Genomic DNA, 19,479 nt, shown 5'->3' on the forward strand with positions numbered 1-19,479 from the left:
TAACAAAACTCTCGCCAGAATCACTTTTATTTTCAGGTGGTTAGGCGGGGATGCAAATGCGCAATGTTGGAATCATGCTGATCGCCTGCTCCCTGGCAGGGGGCGCGGCTGTCGTGCAGGCACGGGAGCTGCGCGAGGGTGACAAGTACATGTGCAGTTGGGGCGCTGGCACCGCTGCCAGGGCCCAGGAACTCAAGCTGTCGGGGGTGTCGTTGTACGCCGCTCGGCAGAAGATCCAGACCCTCAAGTTCAACAAATCCTGGATGCGCATGATGGCCATGGGCATCACCGAGCAGACCTACGACAGCCGTTCACGCCTCAAGCCGGAGGCGATCCGCCAAAGCTTCTACCAGGACTGCGTACGCTACAAAGTGGCGCGTAAATAGGCCTCGGCCACCAGCACTCGGCTTACAAAACCATCCCAACCCCTGGCTTCTCATTTGTCTACAATTGCGCCTTTATCCAAGGACAGGGAGCCAGTATGCAAACCACTATCCGGGTAGCGACGCAGGACGATGTCGCCACGCTCTTCGCCATCCGTACGTCTGTGGTGCAAAACCATTTGAGCGTTGCGCAGATGGCCGACCTGGGCATTACGCCCCAAGTTCTGGCCGAGAGCATTCGTGACGCGCCCTGTGCATGGATCGCTGAGGTAGACGGTCAACCTGCAGCCTTTGCGATGGTCGACCTGGCCGAAGGCGAAGTGTTTGCGATGTTCGTACTGCCGACTCACGAGCGTCTCGGCCTCGGTCGGAAACTGATGGCTGTTGCCGAAGCCGTGTTGTTTGAACACCACACCACACTGTTTCTGATCACCGACGGGCGTGACCACATTCGTGCAAACGGTTTTTACCAACGCCTGGGCTGGTCGAAAGTAGGGCAGGTTGAGTGTGACGACGTACGCTACGAAAAAAACAGGGTGTAATCACGCGTGGACCCATCGAAGGATGCGTCGTTATTTTTATTAATAACCCTTTTTTATAAGTGGAAATATACCCGGTAGTTGCACCAAAAAGTGGCACTTATATCCGTCACTACCCTAAAAAACATGTGGTTATTGAAGGACTTACAACACTTCCAATCCGACGAAAGGATTGAAATAGTCTTGTTACACGTTTTTACAGTCGTTACTATAGCCGGGCGTTCACCTCCCACGGTTTATGCATTTTTAAATCCCAAGTTTCCATCAGCTACTTGGGATTTTTTTTGCCCGCGATTTGACCTCCGCGTCAAACTTCACCCTCGGCAAACTCCGCGCGCATCCGTCCATTGCGTTTGGCCTGGTAGAGCAATTTGTCGACACCCTCGACAAATTCCAGCATCGGACTCTCTGGTGTGACGATACGTGTACCGACGCCCAGGCTCATGGTCAGCAGGTTCGAAACCGCCGAAAAACCATGCTCGATCTGCTGCTGGCAGATCAGGTGCAGGCAACGTCGTGCTACCTGTTTGGCCGACGCCGCGTCGGTTTCCGGTAGTAGCCATACAAACTCTTCACCGCCGATCCGCGCGATGAAATCCCGTGGCCGGTTGGCTGCCAGCGACAGGGTACGTGCGACCTGGCGCAAGCATTCGTCGCCCTTGATATGGCCGTAGTGATCGTTGTACTGCTTGAAAAAATCGATATCCAGGATGATCAACGACAGCGGCAACTGGCTGCGCTGGGCGCTGGCCCATTCGCGCTCAAGCACGGTGTCGAACATGCGTCGGTTGGCGATGCCGGTCAGGCCGTCCTGGTAGGAATATTCCTCAAGTTGCTTTTGCAGGCGTACCAAGTGCTCTTCGGTCTTCTTGCGTTCGCTGATATCGAACATAAAGCCGATCAGGGCTTCGACCTCGCCGTCCTTGCGCACCACGTGCACCACGTCACGAATCCACACGTAGTCGCCGTTGACCGTCAGTGCCCGGTAATCCGCCTCATGGTCCACGCCGGCGCGGGACTGCGACACACAGAAATTCACCACGTATTCACGGTCATCCGGGTGCATGCGCTCGACCCAGTCGTCCACGCTGACCCAGCTCTGCGGGGTCCAGCCCAGCAATGTTTCGATCTGCGGGCCGATGTAGCTGAACGTCATGGTTTGCCAATCGATACGCCAGGGGATGGCTTTGGTCGACTCCAACAGCGTTCGGTACACGTCACTGTCGGGCTGGCTAGGGTGATCGATGCTCATGGGAGTGCTCGGGGATGATGGCGAATAGCCAAGAGCCTCTTTTGATCGTCGCTTGGAGTCAAGCGTAAGCCGAGGCAGCAGACGAGAGGTCGTGAAAGAGGCTTTTTGGCGCGGGTGTTTCGGCGTTTTCGCTACAAATAGACGCTGGATTTTTGAACACTGACAGTACCGTTGGTGCAGGCAGCCGCTGCCGCGTTCGTCAAATCCTTTGTCGAACGGCAGAGAGCAAATGGCTTGGTGATACGAGGGGTGTTGGCCAGCGACCAGAGCGCCGATTTACAGGCGGCGTAGAAAGGATTTGACGATGTGTTTGGTGGCGTCGGTGGTGTCCAACTGGTCGAGCGCGCCATAAGCGTGCCACTGGCAGTCGACAATCTCGTTACAGGGTCGCGCGTCCGCGATGTTCACCACTGACGCTTCGAACACATGATGCAGCGTGTCGCGGGCTTTGAGTTCCTGCAGATAGAGCAGGCCGTCCACGTTCAATCCGGTTTCTTCTTCCAGCTCGCGTTCGGCGGCGCCCACCGGGCGTTCGTCGCGTTCGACCTTGCCACCCGGCAACGCCCATTTTGATCTGGCCTTGCGCACGAAGAGGATATGCCCCTCGTGTTCGCATATGACCGTTGCCCTGATTTTCATCGTCTGTGTCCCGCAGCGGCATGAATGTCATAAAAGTGTAATGCAATTGTCATGCTAAGTGGTTATGGCGCGCAGGGATGGGTATGTGGATACTGCCCGACTGAACAAAACGCACGAGGAAAACAGATGAGCACCGTACGTTGGGGCATGATCGGCTGTGGCAGTGTCGCTGAATTGAAGAGTGGGCCCGCTTTCTACAAAGCGCCAGGTTCGGCCCTGGTGGCCGTGATGGGGCGTCGCGAGGCCGCCGTGCGCGATTATGCAACACGCCATGGCATTGCCCGTTCCTATACCGACGCCCAGGCGCTGATCAACGACCCTGAGGTGGACGCGGTCTACATCGCCACACCGCCCGACAGCCACTTGGAATACAGCCTGATGGTGGCCGCGGCCGGCAAGCATTGCTGCGTCGAGAAACCCATGGCGCTGAATGCCGAGCAAAGCGCATTGATGCAACGTACCTTCGAGCGTGCCGGGCTGCATTTGTTTGTCTCCTACTACCGCCGTTCGCTGCCGCGCTTTCAGCAAGTTCGCGATTGGCTGCGGGATGGGCGCATCGGCGAGCTGCGTCAGCTTACCTGGACCCTGTGCAAACCACCGGCTGCCGAGGACGCCAGCGCCGCCAACTGGCGCACCGACCCGCTGATCGCCGGTGGTGGCTACTTTGCCGACCTGGCCAGCCACGGTTTTGACCTGTTCCAGTACCTGGCCGGGGATATCGTCGAGGTGTCCGGTTTTACCGCACGCCAGGCAGGTCGCTATGCGGCCGAGGACGCGGTTACAGCTTGCTGGACCTTCAGCTCGGGCGCGCTGGGCATGGGTTGCTGGAACTTTGTTGCCGACCGACGGGAAGACAACGTCGAGCTGATCGGCAGTAAGGGTCGCATTACGTTTGCCGTTTTCGAAGACCAACCGCTGCGCCTTGAAGGCGAGACCAACGAAGTGCTGGACGTGCCGTGCCACGCGCATATCCAGTGGCACCACGTGTTGGCCATGAACGCGCATATCCGTGGTGAATCCGAGCATCCTTCGCTGGCCATCGAGGCATTGAAAACCGACCGGATTCTGGACAAGGTGCTGCAGCGCAACCCCCATCATCCCGGCTAGATGCGATATACGTGTTTTTTCTCAAGGAATAGACGGATGAGATACTGGATGGTGTTGTGCCTTGTGTTCGCTACAGGCGCAATGGCGGCCCCAAGAAGTCAGGGCACGCCTGGAGAGTTTGATTTCTACGTGTTGTCGCTGTCATGGTCGCCGACGTTTTGCCTGACGCACCCGGATAACGAACAGTGTTCAGGTAAAGGCTACGGTTTTGTGCTTCACGGTCTGTGGCCGCAATACGCGAAGGGCGGGTGGCCGGCGTCCTGTGATTCCCAGTCACGCTTGTCTCGCGAAGAGATGGACAAGGGCGCGGCGCTGTTTCCCACGCGTTCCCTGCTCAAGCACGAATGGGCCAAGCACGGTACTTGCAGTGGGCTGGATCCAATGGCGTATCTGGAAAAGACCGATGTGGCACTGGGCGTTGTCGCCATTCCGCCGCAACTGCAACCGTTCAATACACCGCCTTCGTTGCCTGCCCGTGAGATCGAGGCGTTGTTTCGCGAGAGCAACCCGCGCATGGGCAATCATGGGTTGGCCGTGATCTGCAAAGGCAAGGTGCTGTCGGAAGTGCGCGTCTGCCTGACCAAGGAGCTGGCGTTCGCCGGCTGCCCGCGCAGTGTGAAAACCCAATGCCGGGAGGGCGATATCCGCATTCCTGCGCAGCGCTGAGGCAGCCTCGCCACGAGACTGGGGGCCAGGGTGATTTTGTTCAATACCGTTTCGGCTCGGCCTTATACCGTGGATCCCTCTTCATGCATCACCATAAAAAGGGATCCGCAATGAGCTTGATTATTTCCATGGCCGCCTTCGCTCTGGCCACCTCTATCACACCGGGACCGGTCAATGTCGTGGCCCTGAGTTCCGGCGCGCGCTTCGGTTTTGCCGCCAGCCAGAAACACGTGTTCGGTGCTGCCGTCGGTTTCACCCTGCTGTTGGTGCTGATCGGCCTGGGCCTGCATGAAGTGTTGGTGCGCTGGCCAATCCTGACCCAATTGATTCAATGGGGCGGCGTGGCCTTTTTGCTGTACATGGCCTGGAAACTGGCCGTCGATGATGGCCGCCTGGACGCCGAGGGCACCGCCACTGCGCCATCAATGCTTTACGGCGCCATTATGCAATGGCTCAACCCCAAGGCCTGGCTGGCTTGTGTGGCGGGAATGGGCCTGTTCGTGGCTGATGGCGACGCCGGTCAGGTGTGGCTGTTTGCAAGCCTCTATCTGGTGATCTGTTACCTGTCGGTGGCGTGCTGGGCCTATGCGGGCACCTTCCTGCGCCGCTACTTGAGTAACCCTCAGGGCGTGCGCGTGTTCAACCGCTCAATGGCCGCGTTGCTGGTGGCCAGTGTGGGTTATTTGCTGATGGCTTGAGCCGGTCGCGGTACTGGCCGGGCGTGGCGGCGAAGTGCTGTTTGAAGGCACGCTGGAAATGCGCTTGGTCGGCAAAGCCTGCGGCCAGGGCCACATCGGCGATCAGTTCGCCCTGGCGTAGTTGGCTGCGGGCAAACTGGATACGCTCATTGACCAAAAACGCATGGGGCGTCAGCCCGTAATACTGCTTGAACGCGCGGATCAGGTACGACGGCGACAGCTCGGCCGCCTGGCAAATATCTTCCAGTTTCAACGCAAGGGTGCAGTGCGCGCGGATGAATTCGGCGGCGCGTTCCAGCTTGTGGTTCACCTCCCGCACTGGCGTAAGCGATGGGTTCAGGCGCTGCTGAACTTCACTGAAATAACTGATCAATGCACTTTGCTTTTGCAGCAGTTCGGCCTGTTCGTCCACCAATGTGCTGTACAGCGCCAACAGGCCGCTGAACAACACCGGGTCACGGGTATGGGGCGTATTGAATGGCCGGTAACCCTGTTCGGTACTGAAGCCCAGTTGGTATTGCAGGTTCGTGAGCCACGGGGTATCGAGGTAGAGCATATGGTAGGACCAATGCTCGTTCTCAATAGGGTTGCAGGCATGCACGTCGCCAGGGTTCATCAATACCACCGTGCCGACGCTGATCTGGAAGGTCTCGGCGCCGTAGTGGTAATAGCTGCGTCCGGTGGTGATCGCGCCGATAGAAAAATGCTCATGGGCGTGACGGGTGTAAGTGACCTTGCGCCCGTCGGCGATGGTCCGCGCTTCTATGAACGGCAAGCGCTCGTCACGCCAGAAGCGGGGCGAGTGTGTCGCGCAAGTGTCCGGTGACATAGCGGTGGCTCCATCCCTTGGAAGAACGAGGGATGATCATTACACACGCCGCCAATGGCGTCAGCTTAGAAGTCCCACTTGGTCGCCAGCTGCAGGCTGCGCGGTTCGCCGTAGAAACCAGTGCCGAAGTTGCCGAGGCCCGTGTAGTACTTTTTGTCGAACAGGTTCTTCACGTTCAACGTGGTGCTCAGGTGCTCGTTGAAGCGGTAGCGCGCCATCAGGTCTACCAGGTAGTAGCTGTCCTGGGTGATGCGCGAGTCGTGGCCGAAGTTGACGGTATCGCTCGGATCGGGCTGGAACACGTTGCCGAAGAACGCGCTCTGCCAGTTCACGCCACCGCCCACGGTGACATTTTCCAGTGCGCCGGGCAGGCGATAGGAACTGAACAGGCGCACCACTTGCTGTGGCGTGGTGGTCTGCAGCACCGAGCTGTACACGTAGCCGTCATCGGCATCGCGGGTGTGCTGGTAGGTGTAGCCGGCGGCGATATTCCAGCCGTCCAGCACCTCGCCCGACAGTTCGGCTTCAAAGCCCTTGGTGGTCGCGCCGGCGATGGGGCGGTAAATCGAGTCGGTATCGAAGCCTGAGACATACTCGGCCACGTTGTCCTGTTCGATGCGGAACGCGGCGAAGCTGGCGTTCAAGCGACCGTCGTAGAACGCGGCCTTGAGCCCGGCTTCGTAGGTTTGGCCTTCCACGGGGTCGAGTAATTTGCGGTCAGCGTCTTTGCTGGTTTGTGGTCGGTAGATTTGGGTGTAGCTGGTGTACACCGACCAGGTGTCGTTGAGGTCATAGACGATCCCGGCGTACGGCGTGACCACGCCACTCTGGTGGTAGGTGGTGCGGTTGTCGGTCTGGGTCGGGTCGTAGAAGTCGGTGCTGTCGGTGCCGCTGAAATTGCTCACGCGGGTGCCGAGAATCACCGACAGGTCATCGGTGGGCTTCAGGCGAGTGGCCAGGTAGGCACCCGTCTGGCGTTGCACGATATCGTTCTGGCCACTGCGTGGGATGTTCGGTTTGGCGTATTCACCTTGCCAGTCGAAGATGCTGCCGCCCACGCCGGGGTAGATCGAGCCGTACACCGGCACATCCTGTTTCGAGCGGGTGGCCATGAAGCCCATGATCAACTCATGCTCGCGGCCGAACAGGCTGAACGGTCCACTGAGATTGACGTCCAGGGTGTTCTGCACCTGGTCGCCCTTGTACTTGCCCATGAACATGTACATGCCGTCGCCGGTGACCGGGTCCGGGTTGCCGCCGCTGGCGGAGGCCAAAAGAGTGTCGTGCTGGCTGCGTTTGCGGTCGAGACTGACTTTGAGCGACCAGTCATTGGCCAGTTTGTGCTGTACCGAGGCGAAGAGCGTCTGGTTTTGGAAGTCACGGCGGCTCCAGTCGGCGGCCGGGTTGAACGAGCGCGAGAAATTCGTGCGCGAGCCGTCGCTGAAGTACATCGGGAAACCGGTCCAACTGGCGCCGCGCGAGCGAGTGTTCTGCTGGTCGATGCCAAAGGTCAGCAGGGTGTCGGGCGTCAGGTCCGCTTCCAGGATGCCGTAGGCGATGTCCTTGGTGTTCTGGTAATGGTCCAGGTAGGACTGGCGGTCCTGATACACGCCGACAAAGCGCCCGCGTACATTGCCAGACTCGGTCAAAGAGCCGGAGATATCGCCTTCGGTGCGGTAGTTGTCCCAAGAGCCGAACGTCTGGGTGACCGAGGCCTTGAAGTCCTTGGTGGGCTTTTTGCGGATCAGGTTGACGGTGGCGGACGGGTCGCCGGAGCCGCTTAACAGGCCAGCCGAACCTTTGATGATTTCCAGGTGGTCGTACACCGCCATGTCGGTGCTGGTGGTGCCGTAGTCGTACACGCCGTCGTAGGTGGAGTTGACGCCGTCGTACTGGAAATTGGTGATCGGCAGGCCACGGCTGGAGAACTCCCAGCGCTCGCTGTCGTAGTTCTGCACGCTCACGCCAGGGGCGCGGCGCAGGGTATCGGCAATGCTATTGGAACCCTGATCGTCCATCTGCTGGCGGGTGATCACGGTGACCGATTGCGGGGTTTCACGCATTGATAACGGTAGACCGGTGGCCGAGGCCATCGAGCCTGTGGTGTAGGAGTGGGTGTCTTCAGTGGTAGCGCCCAAGTCCTGGCCAGAAATGGTGGTAGCGCCCAGCTCCAGGGCCCCGGTGCTGGCCGGGATCAGTTCCAGCACGTAGCCATTGTTGCCCTGGGGCAGGGCCTGCAAGCCGCTGCCTCGCAGGACGTGTTGCAAACCACTGGCGGCGGTGTAGTTGCCCGACAGGCCAGGGCTGGTCTTGCCGGCGGCCAGGCTGTTGTGGCCGGCAATGAAAATGCCCGACTGCTCGGCAAAGCGGTTCAGCACACTGATCAGCGAACCAGCAGCGATGCGGTAGCTGCGCGTGGTCTCCTGGGTCGAAGGCGATTCGGCGGCATGCACCACCGGCACACCGAGGCAAAACAGCGAAGTGGCCAGCGCCAATGGGCGCAGCGCGAAGCGAGCAGGTTGCGACATGAATGTTTCCCTTTGGATCAAGTCGATCGGCGAATTGAAAGCGTCTACAGGGTTAACCGAACGAGTTTTGAAAAAGGGAACTGGCGGCGGGGAAAAACTTACCGTGGGCCGACGGTGACCCACCATGGCATCATCCGATCGACCCGAACCGGCAGCGCGGCTTGCAGCAGATGCAGGGCGTGGTCACTGTCCATCAGCGGGAATGAACCCATCACCGGCAAGTGCGCCACCGCCGGATCACAGCCCAGGTGGCCGGGGCGATAGCGGTTGAGCTCGGCCACCAACTGACCCAGGGGCAAATTGTCGGCCAGCAGCACGCCACGGCTCCAGGCTTCACGCGCGGGGGATACCGGGGTGGTTGGGTTGAAGCCATCGCGGTTGAACGCGATTTGCTGGCCGGCGTCGATGATGCGCACCTGCTGGCTGGCGGTGCGCACGTGCACCCGGCCCTCAAAGACGTTGAGCTCAGTGTGGTCTTCGCCTTGCAACACACTGAAGTGAGTGCCCAGGGCCTGCAGGCGGCCGTGTTCGGTGTCTACCAGGAAGGGCCGGCCGGCGTCCTTGGCCGTATCAATCAGCACTTCGCCAAAGCGTAGGTGCAACAGGCGTTGCAGGGGATCGAAGCGTACATCCAGCGCGCTCAGGGCGTTGAGCCATACATGACTGCCATCGGCCAGCACGGCATCGCGGGTCTCGCCGCTGCCGGTGGCGTAGTCGGCGCTCCAGCCGCCCACCAGCCGGGGCAGGGCGGTGTTGCGCCAAGTGCCCCACGCCAGGGTTGAACCGGCACACAACACCAGCAATGTTTTGAGTGTCTGGCGCCGCGAACTGCGCAAGGCGCGGCTGGCGCTCGGGGCTTGGTCCATCAGCGGCGCGAAACGCTGGCTGACGCGCTCCACATACTGCCAGGCCGCCAGATGCTCCGGGTTCTGCGCCATCCAGGCCTGCCAGCGTTGCTGCTCCTGGGCGCTGCCTTGGTCCTGCAGGCGCACGTACCAGTGCGCGGCCTGTTCCAGGCTGGTATGGCTGAGCTTGCCGGGGGTATTCATTGCACCAGCATCCCATCCAGCTCGGCTTCGAGGATCGCGCAATGCAGCAAGGCCTGGGCCATGTATTTCTTGACCATGCGTTCGCCCACGCCCAGTTGCTCGCCAATGGCTTTGTAGGGCAGGCCATGCAGTTGGGCCAGCAGGAATGCTTCGCGAACCTTGCTCGGCAGGCGGGCGAGCATGGCGTCCACTTCGTAGAGGGTTTCGACGATGACTGCCCGCTGTTCCGGCGACGGCTGGGTACTTTCGGGACGCAGGGCGAGGCTGTCGAGCCAGGCTTTTTCCAGTTGGCGACGTCGCCAATGGTCGATGCACAAACCACGGGCGATGGTGGCCAGGTAGGAGCGCTGGCGCGCGTGATCGGTCTCGGTCGGTGGGCGGCTGAGTAAGCGGATAAAGGTGTCGTGGGCCAGGTCGGCGGCATCCCAGCGGTCGTTCAGGCGTCTGCGCAACAGACCGAGCAGCCAGCCGTGGTGGGTGCCGTAGAGGTGGGTGAAGGAGGTCGACACACTAGCCATCCAGCGCGAGAGAAACGGTGTAAATAAGAATTGGTCGCGATTAAAGCAAAAGGATGGGGTGAGCGCAAATGATATTGGTTCGCTACTAGGCAGGCTTAAAGGAGTAGGGCTGAAGGTGGGAGGGGGGGCTCTCGATTGTTGTGGGTCAGCCACAGCTGCATCAGCTGACAATCCCTCATCGGGGGCAAGCCCCCTCCCACATTAGGTCTGCTTGCATTCAGGCAGGAACGAGGAACGCCGCTTCCAGCAACTGCCGGGTATACGCGTGCTGCGGATCAGCAAAAATCGCCCGCGCATCGCCTTGTTCCACCACCTGGCCATGCTTGACCACCATCAATTGGTGACTCAATGCCTTCACGACCGCCAGGTCATGGCTGATGAACAGGTAGGTCAGGTTGTACTTGGCCTGCAGGCTGCGCAGCAATTCCACGACCTGGCGTTGCACCGTGCGGTCCAGCGCCGAGGTAGGTTCGTCCAGCAGGATCAGGCGCGGCTTGAGCACCAACGCGCGGGCGATAGCGATGCGTTGGCGTTGCCCGCCGGAAAATTCGTGGGGGTAGCGATGGCGGGACTCCGGGTCCAGGCCCACTTCCTTGAGCGCCGCGATAATCGCCGCTTCCTGCTCGGCCGGCGTGCCCATTTTGTGAATGCGCAGACCTTCACCAACGATCTCACTGACGCTCATGCGCGGGCTCAGGCTGCCGAACGGGTCCTGGAACACCACCTGCATTTCCCGGCGCAGCGGGCGCACCTGCTGTTGCGTCAGGCGGTCAAGCTGCTGGCCCTCGAAGCGAATCCCACCTTTGCTTCCGATCAAGCGCAAAATCGCCAGACCGAGGGTTGATTTGCCCGAACCACTTTCGCCGACGATGCCCAGGGTTTGCCCTTGGGGCAGGCTAAAGTTGATGCCATCGACCGCCTTGACGTAATCGACGGTGTTGCGCAAAAAGCCCTTCTTGATCGGGAACCACACCTTCAGGTCATCGACCTCCAGCAGCGGCGGCCCGACCACATTATTGGCCGGTCCACCGCTGGGTTCGGCCGCCAGCAATTCCTGGGTGTACGGGTGTTGCGGCGACTGGAACAGCGTCTCGCATTCGGCCTGCTCGACGATGCAACCTTTCTGCATCACACAGACGCGATGGGCAATGCGCCGCACCAGGTTCAGGTCGTGGCTGATCAGCAGCAAGGCCATGCCCAGACGTGCCTGCAACTCCTTGAGCAGCTCCAGAATTTTTAACTGCACGGTCACGTCGAGGGCCGTGGTCGGCTCGTCGGCGATCAACAGTTCCGGCTCGTTGGCCAATGCCATGGCAATCATTACCCGCTGGCGCTGACCGCCGGACAACTCGTGAGGCAGGGCCTTTAGGCGCTTGTGCGGTTCGGGAATGCCCACCAGTTCGAGCAATTCCAGGGTGCGCTGCGTGGCAACCTTGCCGGTCAGCCCCTTGTGCAGGCCGAGCACTTCGTTGATCTGCTTCTCGATGGAGTGCAGTGGGTTCAACGAGGTCATCGGCTCCTGGAAGATCATTGCGATGCGGTTACCGCGAATGTGCCGCAGGGTCTTTTCCTTGAGGGTCAGCAAGTCTTGTCCGGCGTACTGGATGATGCCGCTCGGGTGCCGTGCCAAGGGGTAGGGCAGCAGGCGCAGGATCGAGTGGGCGGTCACCGACTTGCCAGAGCCGCTTTCGCCGACCAGCGCGATGGTTTCGCCGCGTTTGATGTCGAAGCTGACGTTGTTGACCACCCTGTGGTGATGCTCGCCGGTGACAAACTCGACGCTGAGGTCGCGGATTTCGATCAGATTGTCCTGATTCATCTCATTTCCTCGGGTCGAAGGCATCGCGAGCGGACTCGCCGATAAACACCAGCAAGCTCAACATGATCGCCAGCACGGCAAACGCGCTCATGCCCAGCCACGGTGCTTGCAGGTTGGATTTGCCCTGGGCTACCAGTTCACCCAGGGACGGCGAGCCGGCTGGCAGACCAAAGCCAAGGAAGTCCAGTGCGGTCAGGGTGCCGATAGCGCCGGTGAGAATGAACGGCATAAAGGTCATGGTTGAGACCATGGCGTTGGGCAGGATGTGGCGGAACATGATCGCGCCGTTCTGCATCCCCAGTGCCCGGGCTGCACGCACGTATTCAAGGTTGCGCCCACGCAGGAACTCGGCGCGCACCACATCCACCAGGCTCATCCAGGAAAACAGCAGCATGATGCCCAGCAGCCACCAGAAATTGGGCTGCACGAAGCTGGCGAGGATGATCAGCAAATACAGCACCGGCAGCCCGGACCAGATTTCCAGGAAACGCTGCCCGGCCAGGTCGACCCAGCCGCCATAGAAACCCTGCAAGGCTCCGGCGATCACGCCAATGATCGAGCTTAGGATGGTCAGGGTCAGGGCAAACAGCACCGAAACCCGGAACCCGTAGATCACCCGCGCCAGTACATCGCGGCCTTGGTCATCGGTGCCCAGCAGGTTGACGCTCGAAGGCGGCGCGGGGGCCGGCACTTTCAGGTCGTAGTTGATGCTCTGGTAGCTGAACGGGATCGGTGCCCACAGAGTCCAGGCGTCCTTGGCCTTGAGCAGCTCCTGGATATACGGGCTCTTGTAGTTGGCTTCCAGTGGGAATTCGCCGCCGAAGGTGGTTTCCGGGTAGCGCTTGAGCGCCGGGAAATACCAGTCGCCGTCGTAGTGCACGGCCAGCGGCTTGTCGTTGGCGATCAGCTCCGCGCCCAGACTCAGCCCGAACAGGATCAGGAACAGCCACAGCGACCACCAGCCACGTTTGTTGGCCTTGAAACGCTCGAACCGACGGCGATTGAGGGGGGATAGATTCATCTCAATGCTCCCGGCTGGCGAAGTCGATGCGCGGATCGACCAGGGTGTAGGTAAGGTCGCCGATCAGTTTCACGATCAGCCCCAGCAGGGTGAAGATAAACAGCGTGCCAAACACCACCGGGTAGTCGCGGTTGATCGCCGCTTCAAAGCTCATCAGGCCCAGGCCGTCGAGGGAGAAGATCACTTCCACCAGCAACGAGCCGGTGAAGAAAATCCCGATGAACGCGGACGGAAACCCGGCGATCACCAGCAGCATCGCGTTACGGAACACATGGCCGTAGAGCACGCGGTGGTTGGTCAGGCCCTTGGCCTTGGCGGTGACCACGTACTGCTTGTTGATCTCGTCGAGAAAGCTGTTTTTGGTGAGCAGCGTCATGGTTGCGAAGTTGCCGATGACCAGCGCAGTGATGGGCAATGCCAGGTGCCAGAAGTAGTCAAGGATCTTGCCGCCCCAGCTCAACTCGTCGAAGTTGTTGGAGGTGAGCCCGCGCAACGGGAACCAGTCGAAGTAACTGCCGCCGGCAAATACCACGATCAGCAGGATGGCGAACAAAAACGCCGGGATCGCGTAGCCGACGATGATCGCCGAACTGGTCCACACGTCGAAATGGCTGCCATGCCGCGTGGCCTTGGCGATCCCCAGGGGGATCGACACCAGGTACATGATCAGCGTGCTCCATAGCCCGAGGGAGATGGACACCGGCATCTTTTCCTTGATCAGGTCGATGACCTTGGCGTCACGGAAGAAGCTGTCGCCAAAATCCAGCTGGGCGTAGTTCTTGACCATGATCCACAAGCGTTCCGGCGCCGACTTGTCGAAGCCGTACATCTTTTCGATTTCCTTGATCAGCGCCGGGTCCAAACCTTGGGCGCCGCGATAGCTGCTGGAACCGGCCACCGAGACTTCCGCGCCTCCGCCGGCAATGCGGCTGGTGGCGCCTTCAAAGCCCTCAAGCTTGGCGATCATCTGTTCCACCGGACCACCGGGGGCGGCCTGGATAATGATGAAGTTGATCAGCAGGATCCCGAACAGCGTGGGGATGATCAGCAACAGGCGGCGAACAATATAGGCCAGCATTTAATCGCCTCCACTCGCCGAATCGGCGTTCGTGTCTGTGTCCAAGGTGACGGCAGGTCTGACGTTGGGTTTGCTCCACCAGGTGGCTGTGCCCACGTCGTAGCGCGGCGGGACTTTGGGGTGCCCCAGGTGGTCCCAATACGCCACGCGGAACGTCTTGATGTGCCAGTTGGGGATCACGTAGTAGCCAAACTGCAGCACGCGATCCAGCGCTTTGGCATGGGCCACGAGGCTTTTGCGCGAATCGGCGTCGATCAGTTCTTCCACCAACTGGTCCACCGCTGGGTCCTTGAGGCCCATGTAGTTGCGGCTGCCAGGCTTGTCGGCGCTGGAAGACTTCCAGAACTCCCGTTGTTCGTTACCTGGCGAAGTGGACTGCGGGAAGCTGCCCACCATCATGTCGAAGTCCCGAGAGCGGACACGGTTGACGAACTGCGAGACGTCCACCCGACGGATTACCAGGTCGATGCCCAGGTCCGCCAGGTTGCGCTTGAAGGGCAGCAGGATGCGTTCGAACTCGGTCTGTGCCAGCAGGAACTCGATGGTCACAGGTTTACCCGTGGTGTCGACCATCTTGTCATCAACGATGCGCCAGCCGGCCTCCTGCAGCAGTTGGTAGGCCTCGCGTTGCTGGGCGCGGATCATGCCGCTTCCGTCGGTTCTGGCCGGCTCGAAGGCCTGGGTGAAGACTTCGGCCGGGATTTTGTCGCGCAGGGGCTCGAGGATTTTCAGCTCATCCGGGCCGGGGAGGCCGGTGGCGGCCATTTCAGAGTTTTCGAAGTAACTGCGGGTGCGGGTGTAGGCGCCGTTGAACAGCTGTTTGTTGCTCCACTCGAAGTCCAGCAACAGGCTGATGGCCTTGCGCACGCGCACGTCCTGGAACATCGCCTTGCGCGTATTGAACACAAAACCTTGCATGCCCGTGGGATTGCCGTTGGGGATCTCTTCCTTGATCAACCGGCCCTGGGTCACTGCCGGAATGTTGTAGGCGTTGGCCCAGTTCTTGGCGCTGAATTCCAGCCAGTAGTCGAACTGCCCGGCCTTCAACGCTTCCAGGGACACGGTGCTGTCGCGGTAGTAGTCCGTGATGCGGTTATCGAAATTGTAGAAACCCTTGGTGATCGGCAGGTCCTTGGCCCAGTAGTCTTTGACCCGCTCGTAGCGGATCATGCGCCCGGCCTTGACCTCGGCCACCTTGTACGGCCCGCTGCCCAGCGGCACCTCCAGGTTGCCCTTGGCGAAGTCCCGCGTGGCCCACCAATGCTTGGGCAGTACCGGCAGTTGTCCGAGGATCAGTGGCAACTCGCGGTTGTTGGTGCGCTTGAATTTGAACAACACCCGCAGCGGGTCTTCGGCGACCACTTCATCGACATCGGCGTAGTAGGTGCGGTAGATCGGCGAGCCTTCCTTCATCAGTTCCTGGAACGTGAACACCACGTCTTCGGCGCGGATCGGGTGGCCGTCATGGAACCGCGCTTCGGGGCGCAGGTAGAAACGCACCCAGCTGTTGTCCGGGGCTTTTTCGATCTTGCCGGCGACCAGGCCGTATTCGGTGATGGGTTCGTCCAGGCTCTGCATGGCCAGGGTGTCGTAGATCAGACTGATGTTGTCGGCCGGCACGCCCTTGCTGATAAACGGGTTGAGGCTGTCGAAGCCGCCCATGCTCGATTCGCGGAAGGTGCCGCCCTTGGGGGCATCCGGGTTCACATAGTCGAAGTGCTTGAAGTCGGCGGGGTATTTCGGCGGCTCGTTGTAGAGCGTCAGCGCATGTTGCGGCGCCGCGTGGGCTGCGGAGCACAGCAACAGGCCGGCAAACAGTGAAGTACGCAAAGACATCATTGGGCTTTCTCCGACGCTTTCAGCCACCACGCGCTCAGGCCCAGGCTGTAGGGCGGCGTGGTGACAAAGGCGAACCGGTTACGGTACGCCAGGCGATGATAGTTGAGGTACCAGTTGGGAATGCTGTAGTGCTGCCACAGGAGCACTCGGTCCAGGGCGCGGCCGGCGGCCAGTTGTTCTTCGCGGGTCTGGGCGGCCAGCAGTTGTTCCAGCAGGTGATCGACAATGGGGTTGGCGATGCCCGCGTAGTTCTTGCTGCCCTTGATTGCGGCCTGGCTGGAGTGGAAGTACTGCCACTGCTCAAGGCCGGGGCTCAGGGTCTGATTGAGGGTGATCAGGATCATGTCGAAGTCGAACTGATCCAGGCGCTGCTTGTACTGCGCGCGGTCAACGGTGCGCAGCCGCGCGTCGATGCCGATGCTGATCAGGTTCTCGACATAGGGCTGCAGGATGCGCTCCAGGTTCGGATTGACCAGCAGAATCTCGAAGCGCAGCGGTTGCCCGTCCTTGTTGAGCAGGCGTTGGCCCGACAACTTCCACCCGGCTTCGCCCAGCAGCGACAGGGCGCGGCGCATGTTTTCACGGGGGATGCCGCGCCCGTCGGTCTGCGGCAGGCTGAAGGCTTGGGTAAACAGGTTCGCCGGCAATTGCTCGCGGTACGGCGAGAGCATCAGCCATTCGTGGCCCACGGGTACGCCGGTCGCCGCGAACTCGCTGTTGGGGTAGTAGCTCAAAGTGCGTTTGTAGGCGTTGCTGAACAGCGTGCGGTTGGTCCATTCGAAGTCGAACATCAGCCCCAGGGCTTCGCGCACCTTGGTCTGGCTGAAGGTCGGCCGGCGGGTGTTCATGAACAGGCCCTGGCTCTGGGTGGGGATCTGGTGAGCGATCTGCGCCTTGATCACGTCACCCCGGTTCACCGCCGGGAAGTTGTAACCATTCGCCCAATTCTTGGCCTGGTGCTCGATATAGATGTCGAATTCGCCGGCCTTGAAGGCTTCGAAGGCCACGTCGCTGTCGCGGTAGAACTCCACCTCGACCTTGTCGTAGTTATAGAAACCCTGGTTGACTGGCAGGTCCTTGCCCCAGTAATCCTTGACCCGTTCGAACACCAATTGGCGCCCAGGCGTGACCTTGCTGATACGGTAAGGCCCACTGCCCAGCGGCGGTTCGAAGGTGGTCGCCTTGAAATCGCGGTTTTTCCAATAGTGTTGGGGCAGCACCGGTAACTCGCCCAGGCGCAGGATCAGCAGCGGGTTGCCGGCGCGCTTGAATACAAAGCGGATGCGGTGACGGTTGAGGATGTCCACCCGCGCCACTTCCTGCAGGTTGGTGCGGTACTGCGGGTGGCCTTCGGTCAGCAGGGTGCGATAGGAAAACGCCACGTCATACGCGGTGATCGGCTTGCCGTCGTGAAAACGTGCTTCCGGGCGCAGGTTGAACACTACCCAACTGCGGTCCTCGCTGTACTCCACCGATTGGGCAATCAATCCGTAACTTGAGGTGGGCTCATCGCCGGATGGCGCGTACTGGCCGGTGCCGACCATCAATGGTTCATTGAGCTCATTGACGCCGTATTGCAGGAAGTTGGGGGTTGAAACCGGGCTTGAGCCTTTGAACGTGTAGGGGTTGAGCGTATCGAAGGTGCCAAATGCCATGACCCGCAAGGTCCCGCCTTTCGGCGCTGCAGGATTTACCCAATCGAAGTGGGTGAATTTGGCTGGGTATTTGAGCCTGCCGAACTGCGTATACCCGTGGCTCTCGGTAATCGTCGCGTTCGCACCAAAGCTCAAGGCCAGACTTATTAGTAGAAGGAGGGGACGCTTCAAGTCAGAGATCCGATCCAGGCGGCTTGGGCTTTATGGTCGGTACAGTAACAGCTTGTTCCGGTTGGAAAAAGCCGGTTGGGAACACTGGATATTCAGTGTAGGAGGGGGCTTGCCCCCGATAGCAGTTTGTCAGCCACCAGATTCATTGGATGATCCACCGATATCGGGGGCAAGCCCCCTCCCACATTGGTTCTACAGTGTTCTGAAAGCCTTAGCGCGGCCCGGAAACTACCAGCATCTGCCCCGGCTTCAATGCCTGGCCAGTACGCGGGTTCCAACGCTTGAGATGTTGCATCTCGACGTTGAAACGCTTGGCGACGATGTACAGCGAGTCGCCTTTCTTGACCTTGTACTGCACCGGCTTCTTGCTGCTGGCTACTGCGCGGCGGGTGTCCTGCATCACCAGGGTCTGACCAACCTTGAGGGCCTGGCCGTTAAGCTTGTTCCAGCGTTGCAGGTCATGCACATCGACCTTGTTGGCCTTGGCAATCAGCGTGAGGTTGTCGCCGCTGCGCACCTTGTAGCTTCGGCTGCGGCCGGCAACCCGTGCGGTCTCAACTTCGTCGAAGACCTGTTTCTTCGGGCGCATCGCCAGTAATTCTTCAGGCTTCATCGTCGAAAGGGTGCTGGTCAGCAACTGCGCCTTGGAACTCGGTACCAACAGATGCTGCGGGCCATCCAGGGTGGTGCGTTGTTTGAGGGCCGGGTTGAGCTGGAACAGCTCGTCTTCGTCGATCTCCGCCAGCGCGGCGACCCGGGACAGGTCCATGCTTTGTTTGACTTCTACGACTTCGAAGTAAGGCGTGTTGGCAATCGGGTTCAGGTTGACGCCGTAGGCCTCAGGGGCCAGCACCACCTGGGACAGCGCCAGGAACTTGGGCACGTAATCCTTGGTTTCCTGGGGCAGGGGCAGGTTCCAGTAGTCGGTGGGCAGACCGAGCTTCTCGTTGCGCTCGATCGCCCGGCTCACCGTGCCTTCGCCGGCGTTATAGGCTGCCAGCGCCAGCAGCCAGTCGCCGTTGAACATGTCGTGCAGACGGGTCAGGTAGTCTAGGGCGGCGGTGGTGGAGGCGGTAATGTCGCGGCGGCCATCATAGGCGCGGGTCTGGCGCAGGTTGAAGTAGCGCCCGGTGGAGGGGATGAACTGCCACAAGCCGACGGCATCGCTGCGCGAATAGGCCATTGGGTTGTAGGCACTTTCGATCACTGGCAGCAGCGCCAGCTCCAGGGGCATGTTGCGTTCTTCAAGGCGTTCGACGATGTAATGAATGTAGAGACTGCCGCGTTCGCCGGCGTTCTCCAGGAAGGACGGGTTGCTGGCGAACCACAGGCGCTGTTGCTCGATGCGCGGGTTGACGCCAACGTTGTCCTGCAATTGAAAGCCCCGTCGCATGCGTTCCCAGACATCCTGCGGTACTTCGGGAGCAGGCTTTTCTGAAAGCCAGATGACGGGTTTCTGTTTGATTTTGGCGGTAAGGTTGGGCTTGGGTTGCACGGTGGATTGTGCAGTGAAATTGGTCGATTGGCAGCCCGCCAGTGTTGCGGACACAGCCACCGCCACAGCTTGAGCCAGGCGGGTCAATGCGTCTGAATGGTTGGATTTACGAATAGATGACGACATTGGCTGGAAGTAAGTTCCGGGCAAAAATGTCGGGCGATTCTAGAAAGCACTTTGGTTCCGGTCAACC

Annotated in this window: 17 protein-coding genes; 5 read left to right on the plus strand and 12 right to left on the minus strand. The window is 60.1% G+C overall.

Annotation, left to right across the window (positions count from 1 at the left end; all coding sequences use genetic code 11):
* Nucleotides 1–56 precede the first annotated feature (56 nt).
* Nucleotides 57–386: a hypothetical protein gene (locus BW43_RS18775; RefSeq protein WP_032885840.1), complete on the plus strand. Its 330-nt coding sequence runs from the start codon at nucleotides 57–59 to the stop codon at nucleotides 384–386.
* A 95-nt stretch (nucleotides 387–481) separates the two neighbouring features.
* Entirely contained in the window at nucleotides 482–925 is a 444-nt protein-coding gene (locus BW43_RS18770) for a GNAT family N-acetyltransferase (protein ID WP_032885800.1), read from the plus strand.
* A 304-nt stretch (nucleotides 926–1,229) separates the two neighbouring features.
* On the opposite strand, the gene BW43_RS18765 is transcribed toward BW43_RS18770, so the two are convergent.
* Complete coding sequence (locus tag BW43_RS18765; RefSeq protein WP_032885801.1) at nucleotides 1,230–2,174, minus strand: diguanylate cyclase; 945 nt, start codon at nucleotides 2,172–2,174, stop codon at nucleotides 1,230–1,232.
* 276 nt (nucleotides 2,175–2,450) lie between these two features.
* Entirely contained in the window at nucleotides 2,451–2,813 is a 363-nt protein-coding gene (locus tag BW43_RS18760; protein ID WP_032885802.1) for an NUDIX hydrolase, read from the minus strand.
* Nucleotides 2,814–2,939: 126 nt separating this feature from the next.
* Here BW43_RS18760 and BW43_RS18755 point away from each other — a divergent pair, with 126 nt between their 5' ends.
* The 3 genes from BW43_RS18755 (at nucleotide 2,940) to BW43_RS18745 (ending at nucleotide 5,284) form a co-directional block, all read left to right on the plus strand.
* Nucleotides 2,940–3,920 (plus strand): Gfo/Idh/MocA family protein, encoded by a 981-nt coding sequence (locus BW43_RS18755; RefSeq protein WP_032885803.1) that lies wholly within the window; start codon nucleotides 2,940–2,942, stop codon nucleotides 3,918–3,920.
* A gap of 36 nt (nucleotides 3,921–3,956) precedes the next feature.
* Nucleotides 3,957–4,586, plus strand: a complete 630-nt coding sequence (locus tag BW43_RS18750; RefSeq protein WP_032885804.1) for a ribonuclease T2 — start codon at nucleotides 3,957–3,959, stop codon at nucleotides 4,584–4,586.
* Nucleotides 4,587–4,696: 110 nt separating this feature from the next.
* Entirely contained in the window at nucleotides 4,697–5,284 is a 588-nt protein-coding gene (locus tag BW43_RS18745) for a LysE family translocator (protein ID WP_032885806.1), read from the plus strand.
* On the opposite strand, the gene BW43_RS18740 is transcribed toward BW43_RS18745, so the two are convergent.
* The 10 genes from BW43_RS18740 to BW43_RS18695 all read right to left on the minus strand — a co-directional run bounded on the left by BW43_RS18740 (nucleotide 5,226) and on the right by BW43_RS18695 (nucleotide 19,412).
* Nucleotides 5,226–6,113 (minus strand): AraC family transcriptional regulator, encoded by an 888-nt coding sequence (locus BW43_RS18740; protein ID WP_032885808.1) that lies wholly within the window; start codon nucleotides 6,111–6,113, stop codon nucleotides 5,226–5,228. The two genes, BW43_RS18745 and BW43_RS18740, sit on opposite strands and share 59 nt — an antisense overlap.
* Before the next feature lie 65 nt (nucleotides 6,114–6,178).
* Nucleotides 6,179–8,641 carry a TonB-dependent receptor gene (locus BW43_RS18735; RefSeq protein ID WP_032885810.1) on the minus strand — a complete coding sequence of 821 codons (2,463 nt, stop codon included), beginning with the start codon at nucleotides 8,639–8,641 and terminating at the stop codon, nucleotides 6,179–6,181.
* 98 nt (nucleotides 8,642–8,739) lie between these two features.
* Nucleotides 8,740–9,690 (minus strand): FecR domain-containing protein, encoded by a 951-nt coding sequence (locus BW43_RS18730; protein WP_032885811.1) that lies wholly within the window; start codon nucleotides 9,688–9,690, stop codon nucleotides 8,740–8,742.
* Nucleotides 9,687–10,208 (minus strand): sigma-70 family RNA polymerase sigma factor, encoded by a 522-nt coding sequence (locus tag BW43_RS18725; protein ID WP_032885812.1) that lies wholly within the window; start codon nucleotides 10,206–10,208, stop codon nucleotides 9,687–9,689. The genes BW43_RS18730 and BW43_RS18725 overlap by 4 nt, the downstream gene beginning before the upstream one ends.
* 217 nt (nucleotides 10,209–10,425) lie before the next feature.
* Nucleotides 10,426–12,027 (minus strand): ABC transporter ATP-binding protein, encoded by a 1,602-nt coding sequence (locus tag BW43_RS18720; RefSeq protein ID WP_032885813.1) that lies wholly within the window; start codon nucleotides 12,025–12,027, stop codon nucleotides 10,426–10,428.
* 1 nt (nucleotide 12,028) lies between these two features.
* Nucleotides 12,029–13,048 (minus strand): ABC transporter permease, encoded by a 1,020-nt coding sequence (locus BW43_RS18715; RefSeq protein ID WP_032885814.1) that lies wholly within the window; start codon nucleotides 13,046–13,048, stop codon nucleotides 12,029–12,031.
* A gap of 1 nt (nucleotide 13,049) precedes the next feature.
* Nucleotides 13,050–14,126, minus strand: coding sequence for a microcin C ABC transporter permease YejB (locus BW43_RS18710; protein WP_032885816.1), 1,077 nt, complete (start codon nucleotides 14,124–14,126; stop codon nucleotides 13,050–13,052).
* On the minus strand, nucleotides 14,127–15,965 hold the full coding sequence (locus BW43_RS18705) for an extracellular solute-binding protein (RefSeq protein ID WP_032885818.1): 1,839 nt from the start codon (nucleotides 15,963–15,965) through the stop codon (nucleotides 14,127–14,129).
* Nucleotides 15,962–17,791, minus strand: a complete 1,830-nt coding sequence (locus BW43_RS18700; protein WP_032885819.1) for an extracellular solute-binding protein — start codon at nucleotides 17,789–17,791, stop codon at nucleotides 15,962–15,964. The genes BW43_RS18705 and BW43_RS18700 overlap by 4 nt, the downstream gene beginning before the upstream one ends.
* A gap of 211 nt (nucleotides 17,792–18,002) precedes the next feature.
* Nucleotides 18,003–19,412, minus strand: a complete 1,410-nt coding sequence (locus BW43_RS18695) for a lytic transglycosylase domain-containing protein (protein ID WP_032885820.1) — start codon at nucleotides 19,410–19,412, stop codon at nucleotides 18,003–18,005.
* Between the last annotated feature and the right edge of the window lie 67 nt (nucleotides 19,413–19,479).

Source organism: Pseudomonas sp. RIT357, assembly GCF_000632245.1.
Classification (GTDB): Bacteria; Pseudomonadota; Gammaproteobacteria; order Pseudomonadales; family Pseudomonadaceae; genus Aquipseudomonas; species Aquipseudomonas sivasensis.

Excerpts from the sequence above, each read along its gene's own strand:
- BW43_RS18775 (WP_032885840.1), top strand. The coding sequence starts at position 57 with ATGCGCAATGTTGGAATCATGCTGATCGCCTGCTCCCTGGCAGGGGGC.
- BW43_RS18770 (WP_032885800.1), top strand. The coding sequence starts at position 482 with ATGCAAACCACTATCCGGGTAGCGACGCAGGACGATGTCGCCACGCTC.
- BW43_RS18765 (WP_032885801.1), bottom strand. The coding sequence starts at position 2,174 with ATGAGCATCGATCACCCTAGCCAGCCCGACAGTGACGTGTACCGAACG.
- BW43_RS18760 (WP_032885802.1), bottom strand. The coding sequence starts at position 2,813 with ATGAAAATCAGGGCAACGGTCATATGCGAACACGAGGGGCATATCCTC.
- BW43_RS18755 (WP_032885803.1), top strand. The coding sequence starts at position 2,940 with ATGAGCACCGTACGTTGGGGCATGATCGGCTGTGGCAGTGTCGCTGAA.
- BW43_RS18750 (WP_032885804.1), top strand. The coding sequence starts at position 3,957 with ATGAGATACTGGATGGTGTTGTGCCTTGTGTTCGCTACAGGCGCAATG.
- BW43_RS18745 (WP_032885806.1), top strand. The coding sequence starts at position 4,697 with ATGAGCTTGATTATTTCCATGGCCGCCTTCGCTCTGGCCACCTCTATC.
- BW43_RS18740 (WP_032885808.1), bottom strand. The coding sequence starts at position 6,113 with ATGTCACCGGACACTTGCGCGACACACTCGCCCCGCTTCTGGCGTGAC.
- BW43_RS18735 (WP_032885810.1), bottom strand. The coding sequence starts at position 8,641 with ATGTCGCAACCTGCTCGCTTCGCGCTGCGCCCATTGGCGCTGGCCACT.
- BW43_RS18730 (WP_032885811.1), bottom strand. The coding sequence starts at position 9,690 with ATGAATACCCCCGGCAAGCTCAGCCATACCAGCCTGGAACAGGCCGCG.
- BW43_RS18725 (WP_032885812.1), bottom strand. The coding sequence starts at position 10,208 with ATGGCTAGTGTGTCGACCTCCTTCACCCACCTCTACGGCACCCACCAC.
- BW43_RS18720 (WP_032885813.1), bottom strand. The coding sequence starts at position 12,027 with ATGAATCAGGACAATCTGATCGAAATCCGCGACCTCAGCGTCGAGTTT.
- BW43_RS18715 (WP_032885814.1), bottom strand. The coding sequence starts at position 13,048 with ATGAATCTATCCCCCCTCAATCGCCGTCGGTTCGAGCGTTTCAAGGCC.
- BW43_RS18710 (WP_032885816.1), bottom strand. The coding sequence starts at position 14,126 with ATGCTGGCCTATATTGTTCGCCGCCTGTTGCTGATCATCCCCACGCTG.
- BW43_RS18705 (WP_032885818.1), bottom strand. The coding sequence starts at position 15,965 with ATGATGTCTTTGCGTACTTCACTGTTTGCCGGCCTGTTGCTGTGCTCC.
- BW43_RS18695 (WP_032885820.1), bottom strand. The coding sequence starts at position 19,412 with ATGTCGTCATCTATTCGTAAATCCAACCATTCAGACGCATTGACCCGC.